Raw genomic sequence first — 21,276 nt, forward strand, 5'->3', positions numbered from 1 at the left:
ATCGTGCCGATCCCGGTGCTGATCGCGCTCGCGCTCACCCTCGACCGGCTGGAGCCCGAGCCGCCCCGCGCGCTCGTCTTCTCCTTCCTGTGGGGCGCGGGCATCGCCGTGCTCGGCGCGCTCGTCCTCAACACCGCCGGGCTGCTGTACGTGACCGTCCCGATCTTCGGGGAGACGGAGGGCCACTTCGTCAGCGCCACGTTCGGCGCGCCGCTCATCGAGGAGACGCTGAAGGGCGCCGTCCTGTTCGGCCTGCTGTGGTTCCGCCGCAACGAGATCGACGGCTTCGCGGACGGCATCATCTACGCCGCCATGGTCGGCCTCGGCTTCGCCATGATGGAGAACATCACCTACTACATGCGCGCCTACGACGAGGGCGGCGCGCAGCAGCTCACGGCGGTGTTCGTCCTGCGCGGGCTGATCGCGCCGCTCAGCCATCCGCTGTTCACCTCGATGACCGGGCTCGGCGTCGCCTACGCCGCCACGCACCGCCGGGGCCAGTTCGCCGCGCCGCTCGCCGGGCTGCTCGGCGCGATGATCCTGCACGGGCTGTGGAACGGCGGCGCGTCGCTGGGGCTCGGCGGCCTCGGCGTCGTGTACGCGCTGGACTTCTGCGTCCTCGTCGTCCTGATCGTCATCGTGTTCGTGGAGCGCCGGGGCACCGTCCGCCGCATCGAGGCGTACCTGCCGATGTACGCGGGGACGGGTCTGGTCACGCCGCAGGACGTGCGGATGCTGCGCTCCATGCCCGCCCGCCGCGTCGCCCGCCGCTGGGCCCGCAACGTCGGCGGGAAGAACGCGGGCCGCGCCATGACCGACTACCAGCTCGCCGCGACCGAGCTGGCGCTGCTGCACAAGCGCGCCGACCGGGGCGTCGCCGACCAGCGCTGGTTCGTCGCCCGCCGCGACTCCCTGCTCGGCCTGATGTCGCTGGCCAGGCAGGCGTTCCTGCGGACCCCTCCGCGTTCGGGGGCCGCGGGCCCGCCGTGGGCGGGGCAGGGGCCGTCCGGCTTCACGCAGCCGCCCCCGCCGGGCCCGCCCGGCCCCTACCGGACGTAACCGGGGGCCGGATCAGGGGCATGGGCCTCCGCCCATACGATTGGTGCCGTGGCAGAGCGACCCTCCTCCAACCTCCTGAACCGGGCCTGGAACGCCGTGTGGCGTCCGACGCCCGGGTCGCTGCGGCTGCTCGCGCTCCTCGGCGTCATCGGCAACGTGGTCATCGTCGTCAGCGGCGGCGCCGTCCGGGTCACCAAGTCCGGGCTCGGCTGCCCCGACTGGCCGCGCTGCTCCGGCGACAGCCTGGTCCCGACGCACAATCCCGAGCACCACGTGCTCAACATGTCGATCGAGTTCGGCAACCGGCTGATCACCTTCGTGGTGCTGGCCGTGGGCGCCCTGGTGTTCGTCGCGGCGCTGCGGCTGCGTCCGCGCCGCAAGGGCCTGGTGTGGTGGGCGCTGGCGCAGCCGATGAGCGTGGTCGCGCAGGCCGTGATCGGCGGGATCGTCGTCCTGACCGAACTGCACCCGGCGGCCGTGTCCCTGCACTTCCTGGTGTCGCCCGCGCTGCTCGTCTTCTGCGTGGCCCTGTGGATCCGGGCCGGTGAGGGCGACGCGCCGCCCCGCCCGCTCGCCGGGCCGTGGACGCGCCGTCTCATCGCCGCGCTGCTGGCGGCCTGCGCGGCCGTCATGGTGGCGGGCACCGTCGTCACGGGCACCGGCCCGCACGCGGGCGACGCCGAATCCCGCCGCTACGGTTTCGACATCACCGACGTCGCCCGCATCCACAGCCTGCTCGCCTGGGCCACCACCGCCCTCACGGTGATCGTCGTGATCGCCCTGTACCGCACCGGGGCGCCCGCCGCCGCGCGCCGCCGTGGGCACGAACTCGCCGGCCTCATCGTCGCGCAGGGCGTCGTCGGGTACGTCCAGTACTTCCTGGGCGTCCCGGAGGGCCTGGTGCTGCTGCACATGCTCGGCTCGGTGCTGATGTGGCTCGCGGCGTTCCGGCTCTGCTTCGCGCTCCGCGACCGCGGGCCCGCCCCGGCGGCCGTGGAACCGGCGGCGGCCCCCGCCACGGCCACGGCGGCCGAGACCCCTCAGCCCGCCTGACCTCAGCGCTTCCGCAGGAACTCGCGGAGCCGGTCGAGCGGCCAGGTGTTGATGACGTCGTCGGGCGTCAGCCAGCCGCGCTGCGCGGTGCCGACCCCGTAGCGGATGTTGCGGTGGTGGCCGAGGGAGTGCGCGTCGGTGTCGACGGAGAACTTCACGCCGAGGCGCTTCGCGCGGCGGACCAGGTCGGCGGGCAGGTCGAGGCGGTCGGGGAACGAGTCGATCTCCATGGCGGTGCCGGTGCGCGCCGCGGCGCGGAACACCTCGTCCCAGTCGGCGTCGACCGGCGGGCGGCGGCCGATGCTCCGGGCGGTCGGGTGCCCGATGACGTGGACGTGCGGGTTCTCGCACGCGCGGACGAGACGGCGCGTCATCGCCGCCTGGTCCTGCGTGAAATGGGAGTGGACGGACGCCACGCACACGTCGAAGCCGGACAGGAAGTCGGCGTCCCAGTCGACGCCGCCGTCCGGGCCGATGTTGAGCTCGGTGCCGTGCAGGAGCGTCAGGTCGCGGTAGCGCTTCTGAAGCTCGGCGACCTGGTCGCGCTGGGCGAGCATCTTCTCGTCCGTCATGCGCTGCATCACCAGGTCGGGCGCGTGGTCGGTGATCGCGTAGTACTCCAGGCCGCGGGCGTGCGCGGCGGCGACCATGTCGTCCAGGGAGGCGACGCCGTCGGTCAGGTCGGTGTGGCTGTGCAGGTCGCCGCGCAGGTCCTCGACGGTGACGAGCCGCGGGAGCTCCCCGGCGAGCGCGGCCTCGATCTCGCCGGTGTCCTCGCGGAGCGTGGGATGCACCCACGGCAGGCCGAGCCGCTCGTACACCTCCTCCTCCGTCTCGGACACGATCAGCTCGTCCGACTCGGCGTCGAACAGCCCGTACTCCGACAGCTTCAGGCCCGCCTTCACGGCGATCTCGCGGGTGCGGATGTTGTGCGCCTGCGACCCGGTGAAGTACTGCAGCGCGGCGCCCCACGACTCCGGCGGGACGACCCGCAGGTCGACCTGGAGCCCCTTGGCGGTGCGGATCGAGGTCTTCTTGTCGCCGCTCGCGATGACCTCCGCGACGAACGGCAGCGCCGCGAACGCCTCCATGATCGGGTGCGGGTCGCGGGACGCGGCGAGGACGTCCACGTCGCCGATCGTCTCGCGCATCCGGCGCAGCGAACCGGCGTGCTCGCAGCGCTCCACCTGGGGCAGCCCGGAGAGGGCCGCGACGACCTCGTCGGCGACGCTCGCCGCGGCGTCGACGAGGACGCGCTCACCGGCGCTCCGCATCAGCTCGATGCCGCGGAGGATGTTCTCCTCCGTCTTCGCGCCGAAGCCCTTGAGGCCCTTCAGGCGGCCCTCCTTGATCGCGGCGGCCAGCTCGTCGACCGAGGAGATGCCGAGCTCCTCGTACACGGCGAGGGCCTTCTTCGGGCCGAGCGTGGGGATGGCGGTCAGCGCCCTGACCCCGGCGGGGATCTGCGTGCGCAGCTCCTCCACCTGCCGGATCGTGCCGGTGCCGAGGTAGTCGAGGACCTTCTTCGCGATCGCCTCGCCCACGGTGGGGATCGCGCGGAGCCCGGCCAGGTCGAGGCCGGAGATGTCGTCGGGGTGGCCGGCGATCGCCCGCGCCGCCTTCTCGTACGCCCGGATCTTGAAGGCGTCGCCGCCGGTGATGGACAGCAGGTCGGCCAGTTCCTGGATGAGGGCCGCAGCCTCGTCGTTCGCCCGTGCCATGCCTTCGAGTCTAGAAGCCGGGTCGGACGTTTCCCTGAGGGCGGGCCGGGTCAGCGCAGGGGCGCGACAGGGCCGTTCGGGGCGTCCATCCGGGCGCGCATGACGTCCTCGGCGATGGCGGAGACCTGCTCCTCCGGCAGGCGGCGGTAGCCGTCCGCGGTGACGACCGCGATCGTGGGGTAGATGCGCCGCGCCAGGTCGGGGCCGCCGGTGGCGGAGTCGTCGTCGGCCGCGTCGTACAGGGCCTGGACGCAGACCGCCGCCGCGTCCTCCAGGGAGAGGTCGTTCCGGTACAGCTTCTTCAGCGCGCCCAGCGCGTACGGAGAGCCGGAGCCGTCCGCGTGGAAGTCGCGGGCCTCCTGCGGGGCGCCGGTGATGTCGTAGGTGTAGATCCGTCCCTCGCCGGTGTCGGGGTCGAACCCGGTGAACAGCGGGACGACCGCGAGGCCCTGGAGCGCCTGGGCGAGGTTGGCCTGGATGACCGCGCCGAGGCGGCGGGCCTTGCCCGGCAGCGACAGCGGGACGGTCTCCATCTTCTCGTAGTGCTCCAGCTCCACCTGGAACAGCCGGACCATCTCCAGCGCCAGCCCCACCGTCCCCGCGAACGCGACGGCGGAGTACTCGTCGCCGCGCTGCACCTTGTCGAGGTAGCGGTAGGCGATGCGGTTGCCCTGGGTGGCGCGCCGGTCGCCCGCCATCATGACCCCGCCGGGGAACGTGAGCGCGAGGACGGTGGTGCCGTGCGGGAGCTCCGGGACGTCCCCGTCCGGCACCCGGTTGACGGGCAGGAGCTCGGGGGAGTGGACGCGCAGGAAGTCGACGAACGACGCCGACCCCGCCTCGAAGTACTCGGGCGGTATCCCCTGGTCGTCGGTCCGGCCGGTCACGGCGGCTCCTCTCCGCTGGACGATCCTTGATCCCGATCCTTCCACGCTGCCACAACCGTCCGCCACCGGTCAGGCTTCGGGCGCCTCGGGCGGGTCCTTCTGGCTGCGGGTGGCGCCCGCGCAGGCGATGATGACGCAGCAGATCGCGGCCCACTGGCGCCCGGTGAGGATCTCGCCGAGCAGCGCCACTCCGACCAGCGCGGCCACGGCGGGCTCCAGGCTCATCAGGATCCCGAAGACGCGGGCGGGCATGCGCCGCAGCGCCTCCAGCTCCAGCGAGTACGGGATCACCGACGACAGCAGCCCGACACCGAGCCCGATGAGCAGGAGCCGCGGGTCCAGCAGGGCCGACCCGGCGGACGCGACGCCGAGCGGCAGGATCGCGATCGACCCGATGACGCTGGCGAGGGCCAGGCCGCTGGAGCCGGGGAACCGCTGCCCGGTGGCGGCGGTCAGCAGGATGTACGCGGCCCAGCACGCCCCGGCGAGCAGCGCGAACGCGATCCCGACCGGGTCGAGGTCGTCGGCGCCGCCCCTGGCCAGCATGATCACGCCCGCGCCGGCCAGGACGACCCACAGCGCGTCCCTCGGCCGCCGGGACGCGACGATCGACACCGTCAGCGGCCCGAGGAACTCGATCGTCACCGCCACGCCCAGCGGGATCCGCGCGAACGACTGGTAGATCGAGAAGTTCATCAGCGCCAGCGCGAGCCCGAAGCAGGCGGCGATGGCGAGGCTGGAGCGGGAGTGGTCGCGCAGGATCGTCCGCATCGCCTTGCGGGCCAGGAATCCCAGCACGATCGCGGACGTCAGCAGCCGGATCGTCACGACGGCGCTCGGCGGCAGCCGGTCGAACAGGTGCTTGGCCATGCCGGCGCCGACCTGCAGGGAGATGATGCCGAGCAGGATCAGCGCGGGCGGCGGCACCGACCCGAGCGAGAGCGTGCGGCCGCGCCCGGACGCCCGCGCCGCGCCGCCGAACGACCCGGGCGCCTCAGCGAGTGCCATCCGCTACTCCCATTTGAAGAACCTCCCGGCCAGGACGAGCCCCGCGACGGCCCAGACCGCGAGGACGAGGAGGGGCGTGCCGGGCAGAGCGGCGCCGTCCTGGAGGACGTCCCGCAGGCCCTCGGCCAGCGCCGCGATGGGCAGCAGCTCCAGGGCGCCCTGGACCCCGCTCGGGAACTCGTCCAGCGGGAACACGACGCCGCCGGCGGCCAGCAGCAGGATGTAGACGAGGTTGGCGGCGGCGAGGGTGGCCTCGGCGCGCAGCGTCCCCGCCATGAGGAGCCCGAAGCCGCTGAACGCGGCCGTCCCGAGCAGCAGCAGGACGATCACCGAGCCGGGGTCGCCGTGCGGGTGCCAGCCGAGCGCCAGCGCCACCGCGCAGATCACGGCGGCCTGCACCGCCTCGACGGCGATCACGGCGAGGGTCTTGGCGGCGATGAGCCCGCCGCGCGGCAGCGGTGTGGCGCCGAGCCGCTTCAGGACGCCGTAGCGGCGCTCGAAGCCGGTCCCGATCGCCTGCCCGGTGAACGCCGTGGACATCACCGCGAGCGCGAGGACGCCCGGCGCGAGGAAGTCGATCCGGCGGCCGGGGCCGAGGTCGAGCAGGGACGTGGCGCCGAACAGGACGAGCAGCACCACCGGGATGATCAGCGTCAGCAGCAGCTGCTCGCCGTTGCGCAGCACGGCGCGGACCTCGAAGCCGGCCTGGGACAGGATCATCCGCGGCAGCGGCGCGGCCCCGGGGGCCGGGGAGAGGTCCAGGGGGGCGGTCACGAGCGGAGCTCCCGTCCGGTCAGTTCGAGGAAGACGTCCTCCAGGGTGCGGCGCTCGATCCGCAGGTCCTCGGTCATGACGCCGTGCGAGGCGCACCAGGCGGTGACGGTGGCGAGCAGCTCGGGCCGCACGTCCGCCTCGATCAGGTAGTGCCCGGCGGGCGACTCCTTGGCGGCGCTCCCGGCGGGCAGCGCCGACAGCAGCTCCTCCAGGCCGAGGCCGGGACGGGCCCGGAAGCGCAGCTGCCGCTCGGCGCCGGTCAGCTTCTCGGGGGCGCCCTCGGCGACGACCGAGCCGTGGTCGAGGATGACGACGTGGTCGGAGAGGCGCTCGGCCTCCTCCATGTTGTGCGTGGTGAGGACGACCGAGACCCCGGCGGCGCGGAGCTCCTCGATCAGCGTCCAGGTGGCGTGCCTGGCCTGCGGGTCGAGGCCGGTGGTGGGCTCGTCGAGGAAGACCAGCTCCGGGCGCCCGACCACGGCGACGGCCAGCGACAGCCGCTGCTGCTGCCCGCCCGACATGCGGCGGACCTGGACGCGGGCGTGCCCGGCGAGGCCGAGCCGCTCCAGCAGCGCGGACGCGTCGAGCGGCGTCGCGTGGAACGAGGCGGCGAGCCGCAGGAACTCGCCGGCGCGGGCCGTGCCGGGCACGCCGCCCGACTGCGGCATCACCCCGACCCTCGGTCTCAGCGCCCGCGCGTCGGCGACGGGATCGAGGCCGAGGACGCGGACCGTCCCCGAGTCGGCCCGCCGGAACCCCTCGCAGATCTCGATCGTGGTGGTCTTGCCCGCCCCGTTCGGCCCGAGCAGCGAGGTGACGGCGCCCCGGGCGGCGGTGAGCGACAGGCCGTCCACGGCGGGACGCGCGCCGCCGGCGGCGCCGTAGCGCTTCACGAGCATGTGCAGCTCGACGGCGCCGTCTCCGGGGGGTGTCATGCCCACGAGTTTAGGTCGGGCGGAGCACGGCCCCGCGCCCGGTCCCGGTGGCGGGACGGTGAAGGCGCGGCAAAGCCCCCGGGGCGGAAGTGGATCTAGTTTCGTGCCCGTGAGGCGGGGGAATTGACCGCCTGTCGCCGGGGCGGGGATCTTGGGCGGCCTGGGGCTCGTCATCGGCGCCGGGTCCCGAGGAGGTGGGGGATGGCGTTCCATGTCGACTCGGAGGTCGGGCGGCTGCGGGGGGTCCTGCTGCACCGGCCCGAGCTGTCGCTGAAGCGGCTCACCCCGTCCAACGCCGCGGGCCTGCTGTTCGACGACGTGCTGTGGGTCAAGCGCGCCGTGGAGGAGCACGAGGAGTTCGAGGACGTGCTCCACGCGCAGGGCGTCCGGACCTACCTGGTCCTCGACCTGCTGCGCGAGACGGTCGAGAACCCCGAGGCGCGCGTGCACATCCTCGACGCCGTCGTCGACCCGCACTGGTTCGGGCCGCTCGCGGTCGACGCGATCCGCAACCGCTTCGACGCCATGGACCCCGCCGAGCTGAGCGCCTTCCTCATCGGCGGGATCACCAAGCGGGAGATGCTGGAGCGGATGCCGGAGCCGGCGTCGATCGCGTTCCACTCCGTCCCGCTGGACGGCTTCATCCTGCCGCCGCTGCCCAACCACCTGTTCACCCGCGACACCTCCTGCTGGATCTACGACGGCGTGTCGATCAACACGATGCGCAAGAAGGCGCGGATGCGCGAGACGGTGAACATGGAGGCCATCTACCGGTGGCATCCGCTGTTCGCCGGCGGCTACGGCAGGCCCGGCGCCGAGCACGGCTTCCACGTCTGGAACAGGGGCATGGAGATGGCCCCGGCGACGCTGGAGGGCGGGGACGTCCTGGTCATCGGGAACGGCGCCGTCCTGGTCGGGATGAGCGAGCGGACGCAGCCGCAGGCCGTGGAGATGCTCGCGCAGTCGCTGTTCGCGGCGGGCTCGTGCGGCCGGATCGTCGCGCTGCGGATGCCGCAGAAGCGGGCGTTCATGCATCTGGACACCGTCCTGACGATGGTCGACCACGGCGTGTTCACCAGGTACGCGGGGATGGGGATGCTGCCGTCCCACACCATCGAGCCGGGCGACACCGAGAAGGAGCTGAAGATCACCGACCATCCGCCGGAGGACATGGACCGGGTGATCGCGGCGGCCCTCGGGCTGGACGCGATCAAGGTCCTCACCCCGACGCAGGACGTGTTCGCCGCCGAGCGCGAGCAGTGGGACGACGGCTCCAACGTCCTCGCCGTGTCGCCGGGCGTCGTCGTCGCCTACGAGCGCAACGCGACGAGCAACAACCATCTGAGGCGGAACGGGATCGAGGTCATCACGATCCGCGGCAGCGAGCTGGGCCGGGGGCGCGGCGGCCCGCGCTGCATGTCCTGCCCCGTCGAGCGGGACGCCTGACGCCCGCGACCTGCAAGGAGAGACCGATGGCGTTCAACCTTCGCGGGCGCGGCCTCCTCAAGGAGCTCGACTTCACGCCCAGGGAGTTCGGGTTCCTGCTCGACCTGGCGGCCGAGCTGAAGGCGGCCAAGTACAGCCGGGCGGAGAACCCGGCGCTGACCGGCAAGAACATCGCGCTGATCTTCGAGAAGACGTCCACCAGGACCCGTTGCGCCTTCGAGGTCGCCGCGCACGACCAGGGCGCCCACGTGACCTACCTGGACCCTGGCGGCACCCAGATCGGCCACAAGGAATCGATGAAGGACACCGCGCGCGTCCTGGGACGGATGTACGACGGCATCGAGTACCGGGGTTCCAGCCAGAGGCTCGTCGAGGAACTGGCCGAGTACGCGGGCGTCCCGGTGTGGAACGGGCTGACCGACGAGTGGCATCCGACGCAGATGCTCGCCGACATGCTCACCATGCGCGAGCACAGCCACAAGCCCCTGCGGGACGTCACGTACGCCTACCTGGGCGACGCCCGCAACAACATGGGCCATTCGTACGTCGCGGCCGGTGCGCTGCTGGGCATGAACGTCCGCATCGTCGCGCCGCGGGCCCTCTGGCCGGACGAGGAGACGGTCGTCAAGCCGTCCACCGCGGTCGCCGCCACGACCGGCGCGGACATCGCCTTCACCGAGGACGTCCAGGAGGGCGTGCGAGGCGCCGACTTCGTCATCACCGACGTGTGGGTGTCGATGGGCGAGCCCGCCGACGTCTGGGACGAGCGGATCGCGCTGCTGCGCCCCTACCAGGTCAACGCCGAGGTCATGCGGGCGACCGGCAACCCGGACGTGAAGTTCATGCACTGCCTCCCCGCCCTCCACAACCGGGAGACCGCCGTGGGGGAGGAGATCTACCGGAAGACGGGAATGGAGGGCGTGGAGGTCACCGAGGACGTGTTCGAGTCGGCCGCCTCGATCGTGTTCGACGAGGCGGAGAACCGGATGCACACCATCAAGGCGGTCATGGTCGCGACGCTCGGCTGACGGCCGGGGCGCGGGCCGGACAGGGGAGGGGGCACGATGCGCGTGGTCGTCGCGCTCGGGGGGAACGCGCTGGTCAAGCGCGGCGAGACACCGGACGCCTGGTTGCAGCGCCGCAACGTCGACCGGGCCGTGCGGGCGCTGGCGCCGCTCGCCGAGCGGCACGAGCTGATCGTCACGCACGGGAACGGGCCGCAGGTCGGGGTGCTGGCGCTGGAGAGCGTCAACGACCCGAACCTGACCCGCCCGTACCCGCTGGACACGATCGGCGCCGAGACGCAGGGCATGATCGGCTACTGGATGCTGCAGGCGCTGCAGAACGCGCTGCCCGGCCGCCAGGTCATGGCGATGATCAACCAGACGCTGGTGTCGGCGGTGGACCCGGCGTTCGAGGACCCGACCAAGTTCGTCGGCCAGGTCTACGACCGGGACGAGGCGGAGAAGCTCGCCGCCGAGTACGGCTGGACGGTCCGCCAGGACGGCGACGGCTGGCGCCGCGTCGTCCCGTCCCCGCGCCCGCAGCGGGTGATCGAGACCCGGCTGATCAGGGAGCTGGTCCGGCTCGGGACGGTCGTGGTCTGCGCGGGCGGCGGCGGCGTCCCGGTGTTCCGCAACGACGTCGGGCGGCTGGAGGGCGTCGAGGCGGTGATCGACAAGGATCTCACCGCGTCCGTCCTGGCCGAGAGCATGGACGCGGACGCCCTGCTGATCCTCACCGACGTCCCGCGCGTCATGCGGAACTTCGGCCGCCCGGACCAGGAGGAGATCACCCACACGACCCCGCACGAGCTGCGCGCCGAGGACTTCCCCGCCGGGTCGATGGGCCCGAAGGTCGAGGCGGTGGCGGGCTTCGTGGAACGCACGGGCGACATGGCCGCGATCGGGCTGCTCGACCAGTGCGTGGAGATCCTCGAAGGCACCGCCGGGACGATCGTCACCCCCAACGCGACCTGGCCGCTGGCGAGCACCCTGTGAAGACCGGCACGGAGGCCGCGCCGGTCTCGTTCGCGCGGAGCCTGCTGCGGACGAAGCCGGTCGACCGGATCGTCGCCGAGGGCGGGCAGGGCGAGGGCGGCGAGCTGAAGCGGACGATGAGCCTCCTGCAGCTCACCTTCTTCAGCGTCGGCGCGACCCTCGGCACCGGGATCTTCGTCGTCCTCGGCGAGGCGGTTCCGCTGGCCGGGCCGGCGGTCGTGCTGTCGTTCGTCCTCGCCGCCGTCACCGCGCTGTTCTCGGCGCTGTCGTACGCCGAGCTGGCCGGGACCATCCCGGTCTCCGGGTCGTCCTACTCCTACTCCTACGCCACGCTCGGGGAGCTGGTCGCGTGGGTCTGCGGCTGGTGCCTGCTGCTGGAGTACGCCGTGTCGGTGTCGGCCGTCGCGGTCGGCTGGGGCTCCTACCTCAACGAGTTCTCCGGCGACGCGGCCGGGTTCACGATCCCGGCGGCGCTGAGCGGCCCGCCGGGCGAGGGCGGGATCGTCAACCTGCCCGCCGTCGTCGTGGTGATGTTCGCGACGTTCCTGCTGCTGCGCGGGACGTCCGAGAGCGCCACCGCCAACACGATCATGGTGTTCCTGAAGATCGCCGTGCTGCTGTTCTTCTGCGCGGTCGCGTTCACCGCGTTCGACTCGGGGAACCTGAGCCCGTTCGCGCCGATGGGCTGGGCCGGGATCAGCGCCGCCGGGTCCAAGGTGTTCTTCTCCTACATCGGCTTCGACGCCGCCTCCACCGCCGGCGAGGAGGCCAGGAACCCGCGGCGCGACCTGCCGCTCGCGATCATCCTTTCGCTGGTCATCGTCACCGTGATCTACGTGCTGGTCGGCTTGGCCGCGGTCGGCGCCATGCACTGGGAGCGGTTCGACCTGAGCGGCTCGGAGGCGTCGCTGGCGGCGGTGCTGGACGAGGCGACCGGGCGGACGTGGCCGTCCATGATCCTGTCGCTCGGCGCGGTGATCGCCATCGCCAGCGTCGTCCTCACCGTCATGTACGGGCAGACCCGCATCCTGTTCGCGATGTCGCGGGACGGGCTCGTCCCGGACGTGTTCCAGAAGGTGAGCCCCGGACGCCGCGTCCCGGTCGCCAACACCCTCATCGTGGCGGCGTTCATCTCGATCCTTGCCGCCGCGATCCCGCTCGGCCGCCTGGTGGACGCCACCAGCATCGGCACGCTGTTCGCGTTCGCCCTGGTCAGCATCGGGGTCATCGTCCTGCGCCGCACCCGCCCCGACCTGCCGCGCAGCTTCCGGACCCCGCTCTACCCGCTGACGCCGCTCCTCGGCGTCGGGTTCTGCGTGTACCTCATGGTCGGCCTGGGCGGGGTGACGTGGACGGTGTTCCTGCTGTGGACCCTCGTCGGCCTGGCCGCGTACTTCCTATACGGCCGCCGCCACTCCCGGCTGGCGGACGCGGCCGCGGGAAGGGGGACGCCATGAGGGTCCTGGTCGGCTACTCGTCCGACGACCGCGGCGCCGACGCGCTCGCGCTGGCGGCGCTGGTCGTCCGGGCGGCGGGCGCGCCGCTGGTGGTCGCGAACGTCCATCCGCCGCCGTGGCCGGCGCGCGGCCCCGGCTCCGTCGACGCCGAATGGGCCGCCTACCTCAAGGGCGAGTCGCAGGCGGCGCTCGCGGAGGCCGCCCGGAGGCTCACCGGGTCCGACGTCCCGGAATCGGACGTCACGCTGCGCGTCCACTCCCATCGGGGCAGCGGGCGCGGGCTCATCGAGGTCGCCAGGGCCGTCGGCGCCGACCTGATCGTCATCGGCTCCGCCCCGCGCGGGCGGCGCGGGCGGATCGCCATCGGAAGCACCGCCGACCAGCTCCTGCACGGCTCGCCCGTCCCCGTCCTGCTGGCCCCGCGCGGCTACGCCGATGATCCGCCAGGCCGGTTCGAGCGGATGACCGTCGCGTACTGGCGCCGCAAGGACGCGGACGGCCCGCTGTCCGCCGCCGCCGAGATCGCCGCCGCGCTGGGGGTGCCGATACGGCTCCTCACCCTCGTGCTGCGGCCGCCCGGCATCGCGGCGAAGTTCAAGGACGCGGGCGGCGTGCTGGACCGCCAGCTGGCCCAGGCCGACGAGGACCTGCGCGACGCCGCCGGCCGGTTCGGCGGCGGGACGCCGGTGGAGCGGCTGGCGGCCGTCGGCACCGGCATCGCCAAGACCCTCGGCACCGTCGATATGCTGCCGGGCGAGGTGCTGGCCTGCCTCTCCAGCCATGACGGGCCGCTGCGCAAGGTCTTCCTCGGGGAGAGCTCCGGAAAAATCCTCCGGGCCGCGTCCTGCCCGGTGCTCCTCATGCCGCGCGGCGCCGCTCCCGCCCGTGAAGGGGCAGGTTAGGTAAGGCTTGCCTGCGTGAGGCACGACATCGGGAAACCGGTGTTTGCGGGGAAGGAATTACGGCACACTGATGTTGTGAAAAACGTGAGCGAGGATCGGACCAGCGCAGAGGCCGCCACCGCGCGGTCCCTCGGCGTGCCGTCCGCGCCCGGCCACACCGAGCGTGACACGCGCGCGCGGGTGGCCCGGCTCATCCTCGAACACGGCCCGGTCACGGCGTCCACGCTGGGAGAGCGCGTCGGCCTCACGCCCGCCGCGATCCGCCGGCACCTGGACGCGCTGCTGGCAGACGGCATGATCGAGGTCCGCAAGGCAAGGACGCCGCAGGCCCGGCGCGGCCGGGGACGTCCCGCCAAATGGTTCGCGATCACCGACGCCGGGCGCAACGCGTTCGTGCACGCCTACGACGACCTGGCGACCAGCGCGCTGCGGTTCATCGCCGAGACGGCCGGCGACCACGCGGTCGCCGAGTTCGCCCGCCGCCAGGTCGCCGATCTGGAGCGCCGCTACCGGCCCGTCGTGCAGCAGGCCCCGCCCCACCAGCGGGTCCGCACGCTCGCCGAGGCGCTGTCCGGCGACGGCTACGCGGCCGCCGCGGCCAAGGCGCCCCAGCCGGGCGGCGGCGAGCAGCTGTGCCAGCACCACTGCCCTGTCGCGCACGTCGCCGCGGAGTTCCCGCAGCTGTGCGAGGCCGAGACCGAGGCGTTCAGCCGCCTGCTGGGCACCCCCGTCCAGCGGCTGGCCACGATCGCCCACGGCGACGGCATATGCACCACCCACGTCAGCCCCCGCTCCCTATGCGGATCCGGTGACGCGGAACGAAAAGAAACACATGACGAGGAGTCCGGAGGGACCTCCCTATGACTACGGCAGCCCACCCCGAACTGGAGGGGCTCGACAAGTACAAGTTCGGCTGGGCCGACTCCGACGAGGCCGGGGCCTCGGCGCGGCGCGGCCTGAACGAGGACGTCGTCCGCGACATCTCGGGCAAGAAGGACGAGCCCGACTGGATGCTCGCCCTCCGCCTCAAGGGGCTGCGGCTGTTCGACAAGAAGCCGATGCCCACCTGGGGCTCCGACCTGTCGGCGATCGACTTCGACAACATCAAGTACTTCGTCCGCTCCACCGAGCAGCAGGCCGGCTCCTGGGAGGAGCTGCCCGAGGACATCAAGAACACCTACGACAAGCTCGGCATCCCCGAGGCGGAGAAGCAGCGCCTCGTCGCGGGCGTCGCCGCGCAGTACGAGTCGGAGGTCGTCTACCACAAGATCCGCGAGGACCTTGAGGAGAAGGGCGTCATCTTCCTCGACACCGACACCGGCCTGCGCGAGCACCCGGAGATCTTCCAGGAGTACTTCGGCTCGGTGATCCCCGTCGGCGACAACAAGTTCGCCGCGCTCAACACCGCCGTGTGGTCGGGCGGCTCGTTCATCTACGTCCCGCCGGGCGTGCACGTGGAGATCCCGCTCCAGGCGTACTTCCGGATCAACACCGAGAACATGGGGCAGTTCGAGCGGACGCTGATCATCGCCGACGAGGGCTCGTACGTCCACTACGTCGAGGGTTGTACCGCTCCGATCTACAAGTCGGACTCGCTGCACTCCGCCGTCGTGGAGATCGTCGTGAAGAAGGACGCCCGCGTCCGCTACACGACCATCCAGAACTGGTCCAACAACGTCTACAACCTGGTGACCAAGCGCGCCGTCGCCTACGAGGGCGCGACCATGGAGTGGGTCGACGGCAACATCGGCTCCAAGGTCACCATGAAGTACCCGGCGGTGTACCTGCTCGGCGAGCACGCCAAGGGCGAGACCCTGTCGATCGCGTTCGCGGGCGAGGACCAGCACCAGGACGCCGGCGCCAAGATGGTGCACGCCGCGCCGAACACGTCCTCCAGCATCATCTCCAAGTCGGTGGCGCGCGGCGGCGGCCGCACCTCCTACCGGGGGCTGGTGCAGATCCAGGAGGGCGCCGAGCACAGCAAGTCCACCGTGAAGTGCGACGCGCTGCTCATCGACCAGATCAGCCGGTCCGACACCTACCCGTACGTCGACGTCCGCGAGGACGACGTCGAGATGGGCCACGAGGCCACCGTCTCCAAGGTGTCCGAGCAGCAGCTGTTCTACCTGATGAGCCGCGGCCTCACCGAGGACGAGGCGATGGCGATGATCGTGCGCGGGTTCGTCGAGCCGATCGCGCGCGAGCTGCCCATGGAGTACGCCCTTGAGCTGAACCGGCTCATCGAGCTGCAGATGGAAGGAGCCGTCGGCTGATGGGGCTCGATGTCAAGCCTCTCTCGACGCTGCACGACAAGGCGTCGTACGACGTCGGCGACTTCGACGTTCCTACCGGCCGCGAGGAGGAGTGGCGGTTCACGCCGCTGCGCCGCCTCCGCGGCCTGCACAACGGCACCGCCGACGCCGACGGCAAGGTCCTGGTCGAGGTGGAGGCGGCGCCGGAGGTGACCGTCGAGACCGTCGGGCGCGACGACGCGCGGCTCGGCACGGCGTACGTCCCGTCCGACCGGGTCAGCGCGCAGGCGTGGAACTCGTTCGCGCAGGCCACCGTCGTGACCGTGCCGAAGGAGGCCGTCGCGTCGGCGCCGACCGTGCTGCGGCTGCGCGGCGAGGACGCGTCGGCCGCCGCCTACGGCCACACCACCGTGATCGTGGAGCCGTTCGCGCAGGCCACCGTCGTGCTGACGCACCGCGGCCCCGCGACGTACGCCGACAACGTCGAGTTCGTCGTCGGCGACGGCGCCCGCCTCTCGGTCATCAGCCTGCAGGACTGGGCGGACGGCAGCGTCCACGTGTCCCACCAGCACGCCCGCCTCGGCCGCGACGCCCGGTTCGTCTCGCACAACATCTCGCTCGGCGGCGACGTCGTGCGGATCTCCCCGTCCGTCGCCTACGAGGGGCCCGGCGGCGACGCCGAGCTGTACGGCGTGTACTTCGTGGACGGCGGCCAGCACCTGGAGCACCGCCTCCTCGTCGACCACGCCGTCCCGAACTGCCGCAGCCGCGTCGACTACCGCGGCGCCCTGCAGGACCAGGACGCCCACGCCGTCTGGATCGGCGACGTGATCATCCGCGCGGAGGCGGAGGGCACCGACACCTACGAGCTGAACCGCAACCTCGTCCTCACCGACGGGACGCGGGTCGACTCCGTCCCGAACCTGGAGATCCTCACCGGCGAGGTCGCCGGCGCCGGGCACGCCTCGGCGTCCGGCCGCCTCGACGACGAGCACCTGTTCTACCTCCAGGCCCGCGGCATCACGTTCGACGACGCGCGCCGCATGGTCGTCCGGGGCTACCTGGGCCAGCTGATCGAGCGCATCGAGGTCCCCGAGGTGCGGGAGAAGGTGCACGAGGCCATCGAGGCCGAGCTCGACCGGGGGGCCGCCCGATGACGTACCTGAAGGTGTGCGCGCTGGACGACGTCCCCGCGGACGGGGCGCTCGCCGTCGAGGTCGGCGACACGCCCGTCGCCATCGCCCGCAGCGGCGGCGACGTGTACGCCCTCAACGACATCTGCTCCCACGCCGAGGTCTCGCTGTCGGAAGGCGAGATCTACGACGGCACCATCGAGTGCTGGCTGCACGGGTCGTGCTTCGACCTGCGCACCGGCAAGCCCACCAACCCTCCGGCCACGCAGCCGGTCGCCACATACAAGGTCAAGGTCGAGGACGGCGACGTCTACGTCTCGCTCGCCGCCGACGACTGACCCCACGACAAAGGGACAACACGCACCATGGCCACGCTAGAGATCCGCGACCTCCACGTCTCCGTCGGCGACGGCTCCGACGGGTCGAAGGAGATCCTGCGCGGGGTCGACCTGACCGTGCAGGCCGGCGAGACCCACGCGCTCATGGGGCCGAACGGCTCCGGCAAGTCCACCCTCGCCTACGCGGTCGCCGGGCACCCGAAGTACGAGGTGACGTCCGGCTCCGTCACGCTCGACGGCGAGGACGTCCTCGCCATGTCGGTCGACGAGCGCGCCCGCGCCGGGCTGTTCCTGGCGATGCAGTACCCGGTCGAGGTGCCCGGCGTGTCGGTCTCCAACTTCCTGCGCTCGGCCGTCACCGCGGTCCGCGGGGAGGCCCCGAAGCTCCGCGAGTTCGCCAAGGACATGAAGCAGGCGATGCAGGACCTGTCCATCGACCCGTCGTTCGCGCAGCGCAGCCTCAACGAGGGCTTCTCCGGCGGCGAGAAGAAGCGGCACGAGATCCTCCAGCTGGAGATGCTCAAGCCGAAGGTCGCCGTCCTGGACGAGACCGACTCCGGCCTGGACGTCGACGCCCTCAAGGTCGTCGCCGAGGGCGTGAACCGGTTCGCGTCCGGCGACACCGGCGTCCTGCTCATCACCCACTACACGCGCATCCTCCGCTACGTGAAGCCCGACTTCGTGCACGTGTTCTCCGGCGGCCGCGTCGTCGCCGAGGGCGGCCCCGAGCTGGCCGACGAGCTGGAGGACAAGGGCTACGAGAAGTACGCGAAGGCGGGCGCGTCACTATGACTCTGAGCGAAGCGAACCGGGGGGTGTGGGGGGGCGCCCCCCCGCAGCCAAGCGCGAACCTGCTGCCGGAGGAGCTGAAGAAGGACTTCCCGCTGCTGCAGCGCACGGTCCGCGGCGGGCGCCCGCTGGTGTACCTCGACTCGGGCGCGACGTCGCAGAAGCCCGTCCAGGTCCTGGAGGCGGAGCGCGGGTTCTACGAGCGCCACAACGCGGCGCCGCACCGCGGGGCGCACCAGCTCGCCGAGGAGGCGACGGAGGGCTACGAGAAGGCCCGCGCGTCCATCGCCCGGTTCATCGGCGCCTCCACCACCGAGGTCGTGTTCACCAAGAACGCCACCGAGGCCATCAACCTGGTCGCGTACGCGATGAGCAACGCCGCCACCGCCGGCCCGGAGGCCGAGCGGTTCGCGATCGGCCCCGGCGACGAGGTCGTGGTGTCGGAGATGGAGCACCACGCGAACCTCGTCCCGTGGCAGCAGCTCTGCCTGCGGACCGGGGCCACCCTGCGCTGGTTCGGCATCACCGACGACGGCCGGCTCGACCTGGAGCACCTCGACGACCTCGTCAACGAGCGTACGAAGATCGTCGCGCTGACGCACCAGTCGAACGTCCTCGGCACCGTCCCCCCGATCGAGCGGATCGCGGAGCGCGCCCACGCCGTCGGCGCCCTCGTCCTGCTGGACGCGGCCCAGTCGGTGCCGCACCAGCCCGTGGACGTCGCGCGGCTCGGCGTCGACTTTCTCGCCTTCTCCGGCCACAAGATGCTCGGCCCGACCGGCATCGGCGTGCTGTGGGGCCGGAACGAACTGCTCGAAGTGATGCCGCCGTTCATCACCGGCGGCTCCATGATCGAGATCGTCCGGATGGAGGAGACCACCTTCATGCCGCCGCCGCAGCGGTTCGAGGCCGGCGTCCCGATGACCGCGCAGGCGATCGGCCTCGGCGCCGCCTGCGAGTACCTCGCCGAGATCGGCATGGACCGCGTCCACGCGCACGAGGAGGCCCTCGTCGGCTACTCGCTGGAGCGGCTCACCGAGATCCCCGGCGTGCGGATCATCGGCCCCGGCACCACCGAGGCCCGCGGCGGCGCCGTGTCGTTCACCGTCGACGGCATCCACCCGCACGACGTCGGCCAAGTCCTCGACGACCTGGGCGTCGCGGTCCGCGTCGGCCACCACTGCGCCTGGCCGATCTGCCGCCGCTTCGGCATCCCGGCGACGACCCGCGCGACGTTCTACCTCTACAACACCCTCGGCGACATCGACGTCCTCGCCGACGGGGTCAGGCAGGCCCAGAAGTTCTTCGGCACGCCCTGAGGAACAGCCCTGAGACCCGCCCTGTTGTAGCGAACGAGCCTTGGAGAGGACCACATGCACCTGGAGGGGATGTACCAGGAGGTCATCCTGGACCACTACCGCAACCCCCACCACAAGGGGCTGCGTGAGCCGTTCGAGGGCGAGGCGCACCACGTCAACCCGACCTGCGGTGACGAGGTGACGCTGCGCGTCCACCTGGACGGCGAGGGCCAGGACGCCACGGTCGCCGACGTGTCCTACGACGCGATGGGCTGCTCGATCAGCCAGGCCAGCGCGTCGGTGATGTCGGACCTGGTCATCGGGAAGTCCGTCAAGGAGGCGATGGCGGTCGGCGAGGAGTTCCTCACGCTGATGCAGTCGCGCGGCCAGGACGTCGAGCCCGACGAGGACGTCCTCGAGGACGCCATCGCCTTCGCCGGGGTCTCCAAGTACCCCGCCCGCATCAAATGCGCCCTGCTCGCCTGGATGGCGTGGAAGGACGCGACCGCCCGCGCACTCGGAGAGGCATCATGACCGAAACCACCGGCACGGCCGTCCCGGAGGAGGACATCCTTGAGGCCCTCAAGGACGTCGTCGACCCCGAGCTCGGCATCAACGTCGTCGACCTCGGCCTGGTGTACGGCGTCAACCTCGCCGACGAGGTCGCGACCCTCGACATGACCCTCACCAGCGCCGCCTGCCCGCTCACCGACGTGATCGAGGACCAGGCCCACAGCGCCCTGGAGGGCATGGTCAAGGACGTCAAGATCAACTGGGTGTGGCTCCCGCCGTGGGGCCCCGACAAGATCACCGACGAGGGTCGCGACCAGCTCCGCGCCCTCGGCTTCAACGTCTGACCCGACGAAGGCCGCGCCCCGGGCTCCGGGGTCGTTCGAAGGATGTACGCGGCCTCGTCGTCCCGGTGGACGAGGTTCTCGCGCGGGGATGCTGAGATGGACGTGTGCACAGGCTCACCACCCGCAAGGATGCGCTCGTCGCCGCGGCCGCGCTGGCCGGCGGGCTGCTCCTGCTCTCCGTGCACGGCTACTCGACGTGGTCGGAGGACTGGGACCCGTCGGCGTGGGTGCGCCTCGTCCCGCTGCTCGGGCTGTCCGCGGCGCTGCTGCTGCGGCGGACGGCGCCGCTGACCGCGCTGGCGGTGGCGACGCCGTTCAACTTCGCGGACGTGCTGATGGGCCCGAGCATCGCCACCGCGATGATCTACGGGGACGCGTTGTACGCGGCGAGCCTCTACGGGCGGCGCCGGACGGCGGAGTGGCTGCTCGGCATCACCGTGGTGGCGACGGTGGCCGTGGCGATCGGCACCGGGATCGGGTTGCGCGACCTCGCCGTCGGCGTCGTCGGCGGGTCGGTCGCGGGGGTGGTGTGGGTCGCGCCGGTGCTGACGGCGATGGCCGTCCGGGAGCACCGGTTCCGGGCGGAGGCGGAGCGGCGGCGGGCCGAGGCGGAGCGGGAGCGGGCCGAGCAGGTGGCGCGGCTGGCCGAGCTCGACCGGCGGGCCGCCGTGAACGCCGAGCGGGCCCGGATGGCGCGCGAGCTGCACGACGTGATCGCCAACCACCTGAGCGCCGTGGCGCTGCACTCGTCCGCCGTGCTGAAGGTGCCCGGCCTCGACCGGGAGGGGGTCGAGCGGGCCATGGAGGTCATCCGGGAGAACAGCGTCCAGGGCCTCGCCGAGATGCGCCGGATGATCGGGCTGCTGCGGGACGGGGACGGCGGCGAGGATCCGGCGGCGCGGCCGAGGCTGGCCGAGCTCGGACGGCTCGTCCGGCACACGGCGCGGTCCGACCTGTCGGCGCGGCTGGAGGTCGCCGGGGAGCCGCCCGAGCTGCCCGCCGCGGTGGAACTGGCGGCGTACCGGATCGTGCAGGAGGCGCTGACGAACGCGCTGAAGCACGCCGGTCCGGGCAGCGCCGACGTCCGCGTCGAGTACACCCGGCGGAGCGTGGTGATCGACGTGCTGAGCCCGCTCGGGGCGGACGCGGCGCGGCTGCCCGGCACGGGCAGCGGGCTGGTGGGGATGCGCGAGCGCGCGGTGATGCTGGCCGGGGAGTTCGACGCGGGACCGGATGCCGGGCGGTGGCGCGTCCACGCCGAGCTGCCGGTCGACCAGCAGTTCACGGAGGCGTCATGATCGATGTGCTGGTCGCGGATGATCAGGCGGCGGTGCGGGCTGGGCTGGTGCTGATCTTGGGGGCGGCGC

The 21,276-nt window shown here is 72.1% G+C and carries 21 protein-coding genes; 16 read left to right on the forward strand and 5 right to left on the reverse strand.

Going from position 1 to position 21,276, the window contains the following annotated elements:
* Together ETD83_RS26325 and ETD83_RS26330 are read left to right on the forward strand one after the other, a co-directional pair.
* Nucleotides 1-1,059: PrsW family intramembrane metalloprotease (locus ETD83_RS26325; protein WP_138647892.1), on the forward strand; the 1,059-nt coding region annotated here is incomplete at its 5' end.
* A 48-nt stretch (nucleotides 1,060-1,107) separates the two neighbouring features.
* Nucleotides 1,108-2,112: a COX15/CtaA family protein gene (locus ETD83_RS26330; RefSeq protein WP_138647893.1), complete on the forward strand. Its 1,005-nt coding sequence runs from the start codon at nucleotides 1,108-1,110 to the stop codon at nucleotides 2,110-2,112.
* Nucleotides 2,113-2,114: 2 nt separating this feature from the next.
* Here the strand turns inward: ETD83_RS26330 and polX are convergent, their stop codons facing one another.
* The 5 genes from polX to ETD83_RS26355 all read right to left on the reverse strand — a co-directional run bounded on the left by polX (nucleotide 2,115) and on the right by ETD83_RS26355 (nucleotide 7,437).
* Nucleotides 2,115-3,833: a DNA polymerase/3'-5' exonuclease PolX gene (gene polX, locus ETD83_RS26335; RefSeq protein ID WP_138647894.1), complete on the reverse strand. Its 1,719-nt coding sequence runs from the start codon at nucleotides 3,831-3,833 to the stop codon at nucleotides 2,115-2,117.
* 50 nt (nucleotides 3,834-3,883) lie between these two features.
* Nucleotides 3,884-4,720, reverse strand: coding sequence for a proteasome subunit beta (gene prcB, locus ETD83_RS26340; RefSeq protein ID WP_138647895.1), 837 nt, complete (start codon nucleotides 4,718-4,720; stop codon nucleotides 3,884-3,886).
* Nucleotides 4,721-4,789: 69 nt separating this feature from the next.
* Nucleotides 4,790-5,728: an EamA family transporter gene (locus ETD83_RS26345; RefSeq protein WP_138647896.1), complete on the reverse strand. Its 939-nt coding sequence runs from the start codon at nucleotides 5,726-5,728 to the stop codon at nucleotides 4,790-4,792.
* A gap of 3 nt (nucleotides 5,729-5,731) precedes the next feature.
* A complete protein-coding gene (locus ETD83_RS26350; protein WP_138647911.1) occupies nucleotides 5,732-6,448 on the reverse strand; it encodes an ABC transporter permease in 717 nt (238 codons plus the stop codon).
* Between the two features lie 50 nt (nucleotides 6,449-6,498).
* Nucleotides 6,499-7,437, reverse strand: a complete 939-nt coding sequence (locus ETD83_RS26355) for an ABC transporter ATP-binding protein (RefSeq protein WP_138647897.1) — start codon at nucleotides 7,435-7,437, stop codon at nucleotides 6,499-6,501.
* A gap of 201 nt (nucleotides 7,438-7,638) precedes the next feature.
* Here ETD83_RS26355 and ETD83_RS26360 point away from each other — a divergent pair, with 201 nt between their 5' ends.
* The 14 genes from ETD83_RS26360 to ETD83_RS26425 all read left to right on the forward strand — a co-directional run bounded on the left by ETD83_RS26360 (nucleotide 7,639) and on the right by ETD83_RS26425 (nucleotide 21,207).
* Nucleotides 7,639-8,883: an arginine deiminase gene (locus ETD83_RS26360; RefSeq protein ID WP_138647898.1), complete on the forward strand. Its 1,245-nt coding sequence runs from the start codon at nucleotides 7,639-7,641 to the stop codon at nucleotides 8,881-8,883.
* Between the two features lie 26 nt (nucleotides 8,884-8,909).
* Nucleotides 8,910-9,911 (forward strand): ornithine carbamoyltransferase, encoded by a 1,002-nt coding sequence (gene argF, locus ETD83_RS26365; protein WP_138647899.1) that lies wholly within the window; start codon nucleotides 8,910-8,912, stop codon nucleotides 9,909-9,911.
* A gap of 36 nt (nucleotides 9,912-9,947) precedes the next feature.
* Nucleotides 9,948-10,883 carry a carbamate kinase gene (gene arcC / locus ETD83_RS26370; RefSeq protein ID WP_138647900.1) on the forward strand — a complete coding sequence of 312 codons (936 nt, stop codon included), beginning with the start codon at nucleotides 9,948-9,950 and terminating at the stop codon, nucleotides 10,881-10,883.
* Entirely contained in the window at nucleotides 10,880-12,340 is a 1,461-nt protein-coding gene (locus tag ETD83_RS26375; RefSeq protein WP_205717897.1) for an amino acid permease, read from the forward strand. The genes arcC and ETD83_RS26375 overlap by 4 nt, the downstream gene beginning before the upstream one ends.
* On the forward strand, nucleotides 12,337-13,242 hold the full coding sequence (locus tag ETD83_RS26380; RefSeq protein WP_138647901.1) for a universal stress protein: 906 nt from the start codon (nucleotides 12,337-12,339) through the stop codon (nucleotides 13,240-13,242). Before ETD83_RS26375 ends, ETD83_RS26380 begins: the two co-directional genes overlap by 4 nt.
* 84 nt (nucleotides 13,243-13,326) lie before the next feature.
* Nucleotides 13,327-14,106, forward strand: coding sequence for a helix-turn-helix transcriptional regulator (locus tag ETD83_RS26385; RefSeq protein WP_138647902.1), 780 nt, complete (start codon nucleotides 13,327-13,329; stop codon nucleotides 14,104-14,106).
* Nucleotides 14,103-15,515, forward strand: a complete 1,413-nt coding sequence (gene sufB, locus ETD83_RS26390; RefSeq protein WP_138647903.1) for a Fe-S cluster assembly protein SufB — start codon at nucleotides 14,103-14,105, stop codon at nucleotides 15,513-15,515. Before ETD83_RS26385 ends, sufB begins: the two co-directional genes overlap by 4 nt.
* Nucleotides 15,515-16,651, forward strand: a complete 1,137-nt coding sequence (sufD, locus tag ETD83_RS26395) for a Fe-S cluster assembly protein SufD (RefSeq protein ID WP_138647904.1) — start codon at nucleotides 15,515-15,517, stop codon at nucleotides 16,649-16,651. Before sufB ends, sufD begins: the two co-directional genes overlap by 1 nt.
* Complete coding sequence (locus tag ETD83_RS26400) at nucleotides 16,648-16,965, forward strand: non-heme iron oxygenase ferredoxin subunit (RefSeq protein WP_138647905.1); 318 nt, start codon at nucleotides 16,648-16,650, stop codon at nucleotides 16,963-16,965. Before sufD ends, ETD83_RS26400 begins: the two co-directional genes overlap by 4 nt.
* A gap of 27 nt (nucleotides 16,966-16,992) precedes the next feature.
* Complete coding sequence (gene sufC, locus ETD83_RS26405) at nucleotides 16,993-17,757, forward strand: Fe-S cluster assembly ATPase SufC (protein ID WP_138647906.1); 765 nt, start codon at nucleotides 16,993-16,995, stop codon at nucleotides 17,755-17,757.
* Nucleotides 17,754-19,073 carry a cysteine desulfurase gene (locus ETD83_RS26410; RefSeq protein WP_138647907.1) on the forward strand — a complete coding sequence of 440 codons (1,320 nt, stop codon included), beginning with the start codon at nucleotides 17,754-17,756 and terminating at the stop codon, nucleotides 19,071-19,073. The genes sufC and ETD83_RS26410 overlap by 4 nt, the downstream gene beginning before the upstream one ends.
* 54 nt (nucleotides 19,074-19,127) lie before the next feature.
* Complete coding sequence (sufU, locus tag ETD83_RS26415) at nucleotides 19,128-19,586, forward strand: Fe-S cluster assembly sulfur transfer protein SufU (RefSeq protein ID WP_138647908.1); 459 nt, start codon at nucleotides 19,128-19,130, stop codon at nucleotides 19,584-19,586.
* A complete protein-coding gene (locus ETD83_RS26420) occupies nucleotides 19,583-19,909 on the forward strand; it encodes a metal-sulfur cluster assembly factor (RefSeq protein ID WP_138647909.1) in 327 nt (108 codons plus the stop codon). Before sufU ends, ETD83_RS26420 begins: the two co-directional genes overlap by 4 nt.
* 104 nt (nucleotides 19,910-20,013) lie before the next feature.
* On the forward strand, nucleotides 20,014-21,207 hold the full coding sequence (locus ETD83_RS26425) for a sensor histidine kinase (protein WP_138647910.1): 1,194 nt from the start codon (nucleotides 20,014-20,016) through the stop codon (nucleotides 21,205-21,207).
* The last annotated feature ends 69 nt before the right edge of the window (nucleotides 21,208-21,276 follow it).

This window comes from Actinomadura soli (assembly GCF_005889715.1).
Classification (GTDB): Bacteria; Actinomycetota; Actinomycetes; order Streptosporangiales; family Streptosporangiaceae; genus Spirillospora; species Spirillospora soli.